Annotated in this window: 12 protein-coding genes; all 12 read right to left on the bottom strand. The window is 50.6% G+C overall.

Annotated elements, in window-relative coordinates:
* Positions 1–255: 255 nt before the first annotated feature.
* Positions 256–1,002, bottom strand: a complete 747-nt coding sequence (locus ADA01nite_RS09515) for a CsxC family protein (RefSeq protein ID WP_146809723.1) — start codon at positions 1,000–1,002, stop codon at positions 256–258.
* Between the two features lie 139 nt (positions 1,003–1,141).
* A complete protein-coding gene (wecB, locus tag ADA01nite_RS09520; RefSeq protein WP_218029546.1) occupies positions 1,142–2,278 on the bottom strand; it encodes a non-hydrolyzing UDP-N-acetylglucosamine 2-epimerase in 1,137 nt (378 codons plus the stop codon).
* 38 nt (positions 2,279–2,316) lie between these two features.
* On the bottom strand, positions 2,317–2,946 hold the full coding sequence (upp, locus tag ADA01nite_RS09525) for a uracil phosphoribosyltransferase (RefSeq protein ID WP_146809725.1): 630 nt from the start codon (positions 2,944–2,946) through the stop codon (positions 2,317–2,319).
* Between the two features lie 206 nt (positions 2,947–3,152).
* Entirely contained in the window at positions 3,153–4,403 is a 1,251-nt protein-coding gene (glyA, locus tag ADA01nite_RS09530) for a serine hydroxymethyltransferase (protein WP_146809726.1), read from the bottom strand.
* Between the two features lie 31 nt (positions 4,404–4,434).
* The gene (locus ADA01nite_RS09535) at positions 4,435–4,998 is read right to left on the bottom strand and encodes a TIGR01440 family protein (RefSeq protein ID WP_146809758.1); all 564 of its coding nucleotides are present in this window, start codon (positions 4,996–4,998) and stop codon (positions 4,435–4,437) included.
* A gap of 34 nt (positions 4,999–5,032) precedes the next feature.
* Positions 5,033–5,476: a ribose 5-phosphate isomerase B gene (rpiB, locus tag ADA01nite_RS09540; RefSeq protein WP_146809727.1), complete on the bottom strand. Its 444-nt coding sequence runs from the start codon at positions 5,474–5,476 to the stop codon at positions 5,033–5,035.
* 219 nt (positions 5,477–5,695) lie between these two features.
* Positions 5,696–6,592 (bottom strand): intracellular short-chain-length polyhydroxyalkanoate depolymerase, encoded by an 897-nt coding sequence (gene phaZ, locus ADA01nite_RS09545; RefSeq protein ID WP_146809728.1) that lies wholly within the window; start codon positions 6,590–6,592, stop codon positions 5,696–5,698.
* A gap of 15 nt (positions 6,593–6,607) precedes the next feature.
* Positions 6,608–7,897, bottom strand: coding sequence for a methyl-accepting chemotaxis protein (locus ADA01nite_RS09550; protein WP_146809729.1), 1,290 nt, complete (start codon positions 7,895–7,897; stop codon positions 6,608–6,610).
* A 91-nt stretch (positions 7,898–7,988) separates the two neighbouring features.
* Positions 7,989–8,687 (bottom strand): low molecular weight protein arginine phosphatase, encoded by a 699-nt coding sequence (locus tag ADA01nite_RS09555; protein ID WP_170230215.1) that lies wholly within the window; start codon positions 8,685–8,687, stop codon positions 7,989–7,991.
* A 107-nt stretch (positions 8,688–8,794) separates the two neighbouring features.
* Positions 8,795–9,544, bottom strand: coding sequence for a ZIP family metal transporter (locus ADA01nite_RS09560; RefSeq protein ID WP_146809731.1), 750 nt, complete (start codon positions 9,542–9,544; stop codon positions 8,795–8,797).
* Positions 9,545–9,555: 11 nt separating this feature from the next.
* Positions 9,556–10,119: a manganese efflux pump MntP gene (locus ADA01nite_RS09565; RefSeq protein ID WP_371863549.1), complete on the bottom strand. Its 564-nt coding sequence runs from the start codon at positions 10,117–10,119 to the stop codon at positions 9,556–9,558.
* A gap of 227 nt (positions 10,120–10,346) precedes the next feature.
* On the bottom strand, positions 10,347–11,405 hold the full coding sequence (locus ADA01nite_RS09570; RefSeq protein ID WP_146809733.1) for an L-threonylcarbamoyladenylate synthase: 1,059 nt from the start codon (positions 11,403–11,405) through the stop codon (positions 10,347–10,349).
* Positions 11,406–11,500: the final 95 nt, after the last annotated feature.

Genomic DNA, 11,500 nt, shown 5'->3' on the forward strand with positions numbered 1-11,500 from the left:
TTAATCTTGGCTCGAAGCGGAATCTGAACCGATACTTCCTGCAGAAGAACAGGTACTTTTACGATACGTTCCCCGGCCGGTGTCAGGTTGCCGGGTGTGACGATGGTACTTTCGCATTCGTTGACATTTGCCGAGTCATCAAATTTGATTGACATAATCAATTCCCTCCTTAAGAATTGGCTTACTACATACTATGAAGCAGAATGAAATCGGTATGGACAGACTACTCGGGACATGCGTGGATTTTTCGCTGCTTTACTCTTCATGATCCCTTTCCTTGGACTGAACACGTACCTGTTGGTTTTGCAGAACCTTGAGGGTAAGGTCCAGCACCATTTTTTCCACAAGCTCCGTAAAGGTTCCTTCTTCAAACGGTCCTTTCTTAAGAGGCTTGCGGTTTGTTGCTTCATCCCACTCGGTAATCTCGCTGCGCACCAGTTCGCAGAAGACAATTTCATTGAAGAATTCCGTGCTTTGTTGGTGGAACTGGGATAAGTCTGTAGACATCAGTTCGTCTTTTTCCGGGAATCCGCTCGGCAGCGGCTTGTTTACCAGAAAGTCAAACTCGCGCCGTACGTTGAAGAAAGGTCCTACCGGCGGCGTCAGGAATTTATCGATATCCACGACACAATCGAACGGTATGTCGACAGTCAGCGAGCGCAGACGTGAGAATACTTCATCCTTATCAGCATCCCACGGCGTTGCATACTGGATATTTTTGCGGACAAAACCGCTGAGGAACAGCTTGCCGCGCGGTCCTCGCGTGCTGCGCGGTTGAATCAGACGACACTGGGTCACCTTCACGCGCTTCTTGATTTTTTTGATTTCGAGTACCGGATCGCAGAATTTAATCTTGGCTCGAAGCGGAATTTGAACCGATACTTCCTGCAGAAGAACAGGTACTTTTACGATACGTTCCCCGGCCGGCGTCAGGTTGCCGGGCGTGACGATAGTACCTTCACATTCATTGACATTTGCCGAGTCATCAAATTTGATTGGCATAACCAATTCCCTCCTTGAGAATTCGCTTATTGCATACTATGAGACAGATTGGAATCGGTATGGACAGACTACCCGGGACATGCGTGGATTTTTCACAAAAAAGAGCGCATTCTTAAAAAGAATGCACTCCTCTTTACCTTTATCGCTGTAAGCTTTTCGGAAGGAAAGGTACCGGCTTCTCGCCGCGCAGCCCGAAATAATACAGAATGGCTTCACAAATGCGCCGGGACGCTTCCCCGTCGCCATACGGGTTAACGGCCTTCGCCATTTGATCGTATGCCTCCCGGCTGGTTAGCAATTCATCGGCCAAAGTGAAAATCTTTTCTTCATCCGTGCCAGCTAATTTTAATGTACCCGCCTCGATTCCTTCCGGGCGTTCCGTCGTGTCGCGAAGTACAAGCACCGGCACACCGAATGCAGGCGCTTCCTCCTGTACCCCACCGGAATCGGTCAAGATTAGATACGCGCGGGACATAAAGTTATGGAAATCAACCGCGCCCAGCGGAGCGATAAGCTGAATTCGCCCATGCTCGCCCAAATACTTGTTGGCGGCTTCCTGTACTACCGGATTAAGATGAACCGGATAGACAACGGCGATATCTTCATGTTTGTCCACCAGACGACGAATAGCCCGGAACATGCGCGCCATCGGCTCCCCGAGGTTTTCCCGGCGATGGGCGGTCACTAAGATTAGCTTCTTCCCGGCAAATTCCTCCAGTACCGGATGCTTGTAATCGTCGCGCACCGTAGTTTTTAGCGCGTCAATGACCGTGTTCCCGGTAACGTAAATTACATCGTCCCTTTTATCTTCCCGTTTCAGATTTTCTGCCGCCTGTGCGGTCGGCGCGAAATGCAGATCAGAGATGACACCCGTTAATTGACGGTTCATCTCTTCCGGATACGGCGAGTATTTGTTCCATGTGCGCAGGCCCGCTTCCACATGGCCTACCGGAATTTGATTGTAAAACGCCGCCAGACTCGCGGCAAATGTCGTTGTCGTATCGCCGTGAACAAGTACCATATCCGGCTTTTCCGCTTTCATAATCTCGTCAAGCCCTTCCAGTACACGAGTCGTAATCTGGGTTAACGTCTGCCGGTCTTTCATCACATTCAAATCGGCGTCCGGCGTAACGGAGAAAATATCCAGCACCTGGTCAAGCATTTGACGATGCTGCGCCGTAACGCAGACGAACGGTTCAAGCTCTTCATATTGACGCAGTTTATGTACGAGCGGCGCCATTTTAATCGCTTCCGGCCGTGTACCAAACACGGTCATAATCTTTCTTCTGGTCAAAGTTTCACCCCATTTGCGCGTTACTTCGTTCCGTACAGGCGGTCACCCGCATCTCCGAGACCGGGTACGATGTAACCGTGATCGTTTAATTGCTCGTCCACTGCGGCCACATAGATGTCAATATCTGGATGAAGCTGCTGGAATTTCTCGATGCCTTCCGGCGCTGCGATGAGGCACATCAGTTTCAGGTTTTGCGCACCGCGGTTTTTCAGAGCCGTTACCGCGGCGGCAGCGGAGCCTCCGGTAGCAAGCATCGGGTCGATGACAATCAGCTCACGCTCGTTAATATCGCTCGGAAGCTTTACGTAATACTCTACCGGCTCCAGCGTTTCCGGGTCACGGTACAGGCCGACATGGCCGACTTTTGCGGCCGGGATCAGCTTTAGCATGCCGTCTACCATGCCGAGGCCAGCACGAAGAATCGGAACGAGCCCAACTTTCTTTCCTGCGATGACTTTCGTCTTACAGGTGGTGACCGGCGTTTCGATTTCAATTTCTTTGAGCGGCATTTCGCGTGTGATTTCGTATGCCATCAGCATTGCGACTTCATCCACCAGCTCGCGGAATTCCTTCGTACCCGTATTTTTATCTCGAATATACGATAATTTGTGTTGAATTAACGGATGGTCAAATACGTACACTTTTCCCATCGGGGGAGCCTCCTGTCTGCTTATCAAAATATGTCGTCACTGTTCACAGTTTTTTGCACTGCGATATATTATAGCAGAATAGGATTCGAGATGCATGGTTTAAAACGAAAAAGAAATAAGAAAAACTCGCGGGCGTTGCCGGTCCTATACCACGAAAAAACGGGATACAAGGTATGCATCCCGCTTTCTTCTTATTTCAATTTAAACTAAATCTCCAGATTCGGATACATCGGGAATTTCTCGCAAAGAGCAGCGACGCGCTGGCGAGCTTCATCCTGCTTGGCTTCGTCCTGCGGATTTTTCAGGGAAAGCGCCATAATAGCCGCGATTTCTTTCATCGCTTCCCCGTCAAAGCCGCGGCTTGTAACAGCCGGCGTACCGATGCGGATACCGCTGGTAACAAACGGGCTGGCCGGATCGTATGGAATCGTATTCTTGTTGCAGGTGATGCCCACTTCATCCAGCAGATGCTCGGCGTCTTTTCCCGTCAGATTCATGTTGCGTACATCAATAAGAATCAGATGGTTATCCGTACCGCTGGAAATAAGTGTAAACCCTTCTTCTTTTAACGATTCAGCTAACTGTTTAGCATTTGCGATGACGCGAGCGCTGTACTCTTTGAATTCCGGCTTCAACGCTTCTCCGAATGCGACAGCCTTCGATGCGATGACATGCATCAACGGACCGCCCTGAATGCCAGGGAATACGGATTTATCGATCGCTTTCGCATACTCTTCGCGGCACAGAATCATACCGCCACGGGGTCCGCGCAGCGTTTTGTGCGTCGTCGTTGTGACAAAATCAGCGTACGGCACCGGATTCGGATGGTGGCCGGTCGCCACAAGACCTGCGATGTGCGCCATATCCACCATCAAGTATGCGCCCACGCTATCCGCGATTTCACGCAGCCTGGCGAAATCAATCACGCGCGGATATGCGCTTGCGCCCGCTACGATCATTTTCGGTTTATGCTCTTCCGCCTTTTTGCGGACATCCTCATAATCAATCACTTGTGTTTCTTTATCTACGCCATATTCCACGAAATTGTACAGTGTACCGGAGAAGTTAACCGGACTGCCGTGTGTCAGGTGTCCACCATGGGACAGGTTCATGCCGAGCACGGTGTCTCCCGGCTTTAAGAATGCGAAATAGACGGCCATGTTTGCCTGTGCGCCGGAGTGAGGCTGCACATTGGCATGCTCAGCGCCGAACAATTGCTTCGCACGGTCGCGTGCAAGGTTTTCTACGATATCCACATACTCGCATCCGCCGTAATAGCGCTTGCCCGGATATCCTTCAGCATACTTATTGGTCAATACCGTACCCATGGCTTCCATTACCGCTTCGCTGACGAAGTTCTCGGAAGCGATAAGTTCAATTTTCGATCGCTGACGGCCCAATTCCAGTTTGATGGCTTCTGCTACTTCTTGGTCGTGTTTCTTCACTTGTTCAAGCATCCTCTCTTCTCCTCCTCATAAAACGCTTAGATTAATGACAGCTTTCTTCCGGCCAGGTGCGCTCGTATACTGCGCGGGAGCCGCCGATAAGTTTCGGACGCGTCACCGCCATCGTTACATGTGCTTCACCCAACTGCTTTGTACGCGGACGAATCGGCACGGCCACCGGCTTTATGTGCATACCGATGAATGTATCCCCGATATCAATGCCGGCATCGGCCTGAATGGTTTCCACCACTACCGCATCCCGCATCTGCCGAAACGCATGCGAAGCCATAGCTCCTCCGGCGCGCGGAACAGGCACAACGGTTACCTCCGGCCAGCCGAAACGTTCCGCTGTTTCCCTTTCTATTACAAGCGCCCGGTTTAAGTGCTCACAGCACTGGAACGCTACGGAAAATCCATGTTCCTGCCTTACCTCTTCAATCGCTCCATACAGCGCTGCGGCGACTTCCTCACTGCCTGCAGAGCCAATTCGTTTACCGATAATCTCGCTGGTGCTTGTACCGAAGACAAGAATATGATTCTCACCGAGCGGTTTGGCCGCCAGGAGATCCTCCATAATGGAGCTGATGTCTTGCCTTAACTGTTCCATCTTCACAGGTTTTCACACTGCCTTCGTCAAGGACCTACTGTTTGTCCTCAATTTCTTTAATTTTTTCCACACGACGCAGATGGCGGCCGCCGGAAAATTCCGTTTCAAGCCAGATTTTCACAATTTCTAAAGCCAATCCGGGCCCGATAACGCGCTCACCCATCGCCAGAATATTGGAATCGTTGTGCTCACGCGTAGCCTTCGCCGTAAAGCAATCATGTACCAACGCACAGCGAATGCCTTTGACTTTGTTGGCGGCAATCGACATGCCGATGCCTGTACCGCAGATAAGGATACCGCGGTCAAATTCGCCTTTTGCAACTTTCTCAGCCACCGGCAATGCATAATCCGGATAGTCGACCGAATCTTCGCAATTACACCCGAAATCCTTATATTCGATGCCTGTAGACTCGAGATACTTTCTAATTTCCTCTTTTAATTTATAACCACCGTGGTCAGCGGCAATTGCGACTTTCACGTCTGGATTCCTCCGTTTCTGTAATCCATCTGCTTCTTTTTGTATTATAACCTATTGAAAGCAAATGCATAGAGGATTTTTGTGCTTGGAAACGAAAAAACTGTACATTTTTGATTATATAACAAAAAACGTTCGGAAATAAATCGTTTTGATTTGTAAGAATTTTCTTTGCATTATGCTTAGAATCATATTATAATACTCAAACACCCATGAACTAATTTATTCTTCAATGAACTCTGTAACGACGCGGACCAATCCTGGCAGGTCGTCAATTAGCGCCGAGTGCCCGGTATCCAAATAACGAAGGCGCGCATTTTCCCCGATATCTTTTTGAATATCCAGCGCCATCTGCTCCGGCACAACGCGATCCTTTTTCCCGCTTAAAACGAGAACCGGCATCGTAATCTTCGACGCTTTGCCATTTCCTTCGCCCATCACGGTGGTTTCGCTGCTGATATTGAACATGGCAAGTGCATAATCGACATCGACCAGGTTGCGCTGCGTCAGCATATCTTCCAGATATCTGTCATAGCGCGTTTCATCCGGCTTATTGTCGTGATAAATGAGCATCTCCCATATTTGCCGTAGCGTATCTTTATCCCTCGTCTCATACGCCCGCAGAATCGGAAGTACCTGGACCAAATCCAGGGCAATCTCTTCTTTCGTACGCAGCGGCTGTGTAATATCGGGCTGGCCGTGTTCATCTTTTTTGAAAATCGGGTAGCCTCTCGTGCCCACAGATGCCAGCAGTACCAACTTCTCTACTTTATCCGGATGATCGGCCGCGAAATCCATTGCCACTCCGCCCCCGGTGGACCAGCCCATCAGCACGAAAGACGACAGCCCCACTATTCTCGCCCAATCGTCCAAATCCAGAGCGAAATCATGCAGCGAATCGATAGGTGTATGGTAGCTTGATTCACCGAATCCTCGCATATCCACCGCATATACTTTATATTCAGGAGGCAGCGCCTCCATAAAAACATCCCAATGCACAGACGATGTCATATTGCCGTGCACAAGAACGAGCGGGCGCGTACCGCCCGCTCGTTCTCGATAGCCGATCCTTTCCCCGTTCGCAAGTTGCACATACTGTAAAGAGATATCTGCCACCATGCATTCTCCTCTCTGTTACAACTGGAACTTTGAGACGTACTCCTTCAACTGCTCCGACTGGGTGCGCAGCACCTGTCCGGCTGCCGCCACTTCCTCCATAAACGCTGTCTGCTCCTGCGCGGCCTGAGAAACGATTTCCGCGCCGCGTGACGTTTCATGGGCCACCTGGGCCACATCGCGGGCATCTTTCATCATGACCTTCATGCTTTCGCTTTGCCGCTCAATCAGTGCCGCAATTCGTTCCACGGATGCAACGACCTCATGCACCGAACTGGAAATGTTGCGCAGCGCCTGCATTGTCTGCTCGCCGCGCTTGGATTCCGTATCCGCAATAATCACCTGTCCCTGAATTTGTCTTACTGCGCCCGTTACCTCACGCTGCATCTGTTCAATCAGCGCTGTAATATTTGAAGCTGCTTTGCCGCTCTCATCAGCCAGCTGCCGCACCTCGTCGGCTACAACCGCAAACCCTTTGCCGTGCTCGCCTGCACGCGCTGCTTCAATGCTTGCGTTCAGCGCCAGCAAATTGGTCTGATCGGCCAGTTCGCTGACGACCCGGGTAATGCTGCCGATTTGTGCCGCGTTTTGCTCCAAACGGCGCACCGTCTCAATCGATTGTTCATTTTCCTGTGCCAGCTTATGCATACCTTCTACCAGCGATTCGACCACTTTGCCGCTTTCCGCAAGCGTGGTAAGCATCTGTCGGGACAGATTGCGGGAGCTTTCCGCATGTTCGGCCGCCTCCCGTGATAGCTCGCCCACCGCTTCCACCGATTCGACCATCGCCTCTGTATGGCGTGCCTGATTTTCTGCGCCTTGTGTAATCTGATCCATCGTTACGCTAATCTGTTCGATTTGTAATGCGGCTTCATCCGACGCCACCGTTAATTCACTCACGCTCGCCGCGGCATGTTCAGACGATTGGTTAATATCGTTAATCATCGCACGCAGGTTGCTGATCATCAAAGCAAACGAGCGGGATAACGCGGCAATCTCATCTCCCGACTTCAACTCCCCGATGTCCACACGCAAATCACCCGCAGATGCGCGGGATGCCGCCTGTTCCAGTTCAACGATCGGTTTTACGATCCAGCGTGCGATCAACCAGCCGAACACACCTGACCAGAATACGCCGAGTCCCAGCGTCAACAGTATAAATAACCAGTACGGAATGATATGTGTTACATAATCGCTTATAACAAAAATGAAAAAACCGCTTGTTCCATACGTTACAGCCGATAGCCCACTGATGCCGAGCACAAGCTTTTTAACCAAACCAAACGAATGCGTAGGTTTGTTATTCATGCTGTTCCCCCCTGCCGCCTCAAAAGATAAAGTCCTTCTATCCTTATTTATCGGATGAAACAGGGGCTATTTATTAATCAAATTAGCTTGTCTATGATGAAAAATTTGCATCTTCTTGCAAAATGTCAACGAGACGCTTTAATGCCCCTTCTATTTCCTGTGCACATGCTTCATATTCCGAAAGACTTCCGCCGAACGGATCGGCTACATCATAGTTCGGAGTCTGGCTTTCCAGGATGGCGATTTGATTTCGCTCTTCTACGGTCGCCTGCATAATGCGCTCTTTCCAATCATCGAGCTTCTCGCGCACCTGTTCGAGCCTGCTGTACAGCTCCTGATACTCGTCTTCCAACTTTTGAATTTCTTCGCGATGTTCTTCCATGAACTTTTCCTGCTTCTGTTCTAACCGTTCATACAGCCGATTCAATTCCGCAAGACGCTCCTGGGCTTCTTCCGACGTGTCTGTATATTCTTTCAGCGTATACACTTTCTCCCGGAATTCAGGGAACTGCTGCAGGAGCGTATTTCTGTGGGACTCGGTCATTGTCATAACAAGATCGGCCCACTCCATCAACTCGGCCGTTACCGCCTGTGAAGAGTGCTTTTCTGTAATACCCTGCCGCTCAAGAATAGTGACAGCATGCTTTGATGCAGCCGATCCTGCAGACGCAAACAATCCGGCGGATTTCGCTTCCACGTCGATTCCACGGTCCGCCGCAATCTTTTTCAACATTTTCTCCGCCATCGGACTGCGGCATGTATTACCGGTGCAAACAAACAAAATACGCATCAAGTTCTCCCCTTTCCTACTCTTCTTCATTGTCATCGGAATTGTCCGAGATTGCAAGTTTAGCCACCATATTCTACTCTATTGTGCCCTTCTTTTTCCAGTATTAGTTACATCATCAGATGGAGCAGCATCATCGCTGCCAGGCTTACCAGCATACCTAATTGCGCGCTTAATGCGTGCATGGCAAGCCCCGCCGGACCAAGCTCTTTCCAGACAAGATACGCCATAGCGCCAATCGCAAACGACATACCGAAAGTAATGGCCTGCGGAGTCGACATAAAATACAATCCACTCAACCAGGCTCCCGCCGGAATGCTAAGACTGATAAGAAAAGCGAGCAATAGAATGGAACGCTGGCGCATACTTCCCAGCAAAAACGGAGCGGCCAGTCCAACTCCTTCGGGAATATTGTGCAGCGACATCGATAGCGCGATCATCACGCCCGCATGGTGATGCGTCTGAAATCCCGCACCGATCGCTACCCCTTCCGGCACATGATGAAACGCCAGTGCAGCCGCCATCATCCATCCGGATCCGCGCCATTCCTGCGGTGTACGCCGATGTTCCCCGCTGTGCTCTGCCCCGTGTTTTCCGTGCGCACTCATTATATGGCGGAGTATTTTCAAGAGTAAAAATCCAACCGTAATTCCAAGCAACACACCAAACCACTCTCCACCGCGAAAAGCGGCCGGCAGCAGATCAGCCAGAATAACCAGCCCCATAATACCTGCGGACATACCAAGGTAGAACGCCATAAGTTTATGTCCCGGCATCCCAACAAACAATGTCATAAGCGCCCCCACCACCGTAGTCAATCCGGTTCCCGCACTAATCAACAGAAGTTCCGCCGCTATCATCGGTCAGGCTCCTACAGCAAAAATTTAATCCCGAAACCGAGCAGAATGACGGCCCCGAAAATTTCGCTATATTCCCCAAACCAGCTTCCGACCCTTCTACCCAGCAGAAGGCCTGCCGCCGCCAGCACCATCCCCATTAAGCCAAAGATGGATACCGCCAGCATAACGTTAACACGGAAAAGTCCGAACGAGAAACCGACCGAGAGCGCGTCCAGACTTACACTAAAACTAAATAACAAAAGCCCCCAGAACGTTGTTTTCAACAGAGGGCTTCTCTCTTTGCCGCCAAAAAAAGCATTCCACAGCATATGCAGCCCCAGTGCGACAAGAATCATCCCTCCGATGTATGCGGCGACATGGCCCACATATGAAGTAAGAAACAGCCCGAGGCCAATGCCAATCAACGGCATAACAATATGAAAAATACCAATAGTCAAACTCACTTTTAAAATGGTCAGCAACCGGATGCCGCTCATCCCCATGCCAATGCCAAGCGAAAAAGCATCCATGCCGAGGGCCGTCCCGATCATCAGCAACGTAATGAGTTCCCCCCACTGCAACGCCTCCCATTCTATGCCCACATCCATTCCTCCTGTCTATGTGCATTTACACTTGATAAATCGACATTCGTTCGCGGAGTGAGGGAAGAGGCAGGGGAAAAAGAAGTTGAAAAGATGAAAAAAGAGACGCTTCCCTTTTTTTCATGCAAGGCAAATCTAACCCCCATACCACCAAACAAATGTCGAAACATCAAAGTTTGTCTATATAGACAAGATATGCACAATCGTACAGGATATGCGGATTAGAGATAGCGATTGCCTGCAGCTTTCGCAAGCCGATTCATGATAGCTGCACCAACGCCGCTCTCCGGAAACGTCTCAGCGAAAATTACATCTACGCCTGCCTGGTCAAACTGCCGCAGTACATCATAAAGACGACGGGCTACGCTAATCAAATCGCTTCGCTCTCCGCAGGGGACCACTGTATACCCTCCGTCATAGCTATGAACGGATTCTTCGGTTGCCAGAATGCCGACTTTCTTTCCTTCATCGGCTGCAGCGCGCGCGAGTTCGCGGACGCGCTGTGTCATCTGGGCCGGATTCTCGCCACGGACCAGCCACATCTCTCCTTTCGGCGCATAGTGCCGATACTTCATCCCCGGTGATTTCGGCGCTGCCTCCTCGCCCAGAATGCCTGGATCGATTGCTACTTCTCCCGTGATCTCGACGATTTGCTCCGCCGTGACACCGCCCGGACGAAGGATCATGGGCACGTCTCCCGTAATATCCACAACCGTAGACTCTACGCCGATGCCGGTCGGACCGCCATCCAACACTCCGTCAATCCGTCCGTCCAAATCTTCGAGTACATGCTGCGCGGTCGTCGGACTAGGGCGTCCGGAGAGATTGGCGCTTGGTGCGGCAATCGGAAGCTGTGCCGCTCGAATCAATGCCAGAGCCAGCGGATGGTCCGGCATACGGATCGCCACTGTATCCAGACCGGCGGACGCGCGCATCGCCACACCCGGTTTTTTCGGAAATACAATGGTCAGCGGTCCCGGCCAGAATGCCTCCATAAGCGCTTCGGCCATTAACGGTATTTCGGCCACCAATTCATTCAATTGAACCCGGTCGGCAATGTGGAGAATCAGTGGATTATCACTCGGCCGGCCTTTCGCGGTATAGATTTTTTCCACTGTTTCATCCACAAGTCCGTTACCGCCAAGCCCGTATACCGTTTCTGTCGGAAACGCGATCAGCCCATTATTTCTTACTATTGCTGCGGCTTCATGGACCTGTGGATAATCTTCCAGGCCATCCACAATCTTATCCACATTCCAGTACTTTGTTCTCTGATTCATTGAAAAACCCTCAGTTCTACTAAATTGTGCTCTTTTTTAGTTATACCTGCTCCCTCTTTCCTTTGCAATAAACAACATATCCACAAGTTGTGTAT

Source organism: Aneurinibacillus danicus, from assembly GCF_007991215.1.
In the GTDB taxonomy this organism is placed as follows: domain Bacteria; phylum Bacillota; class Bacilli; order Aneurinibacillales; family Aneurinibacillaceae; genus Aneurinibacillus; species Aneurinibacillus danicus.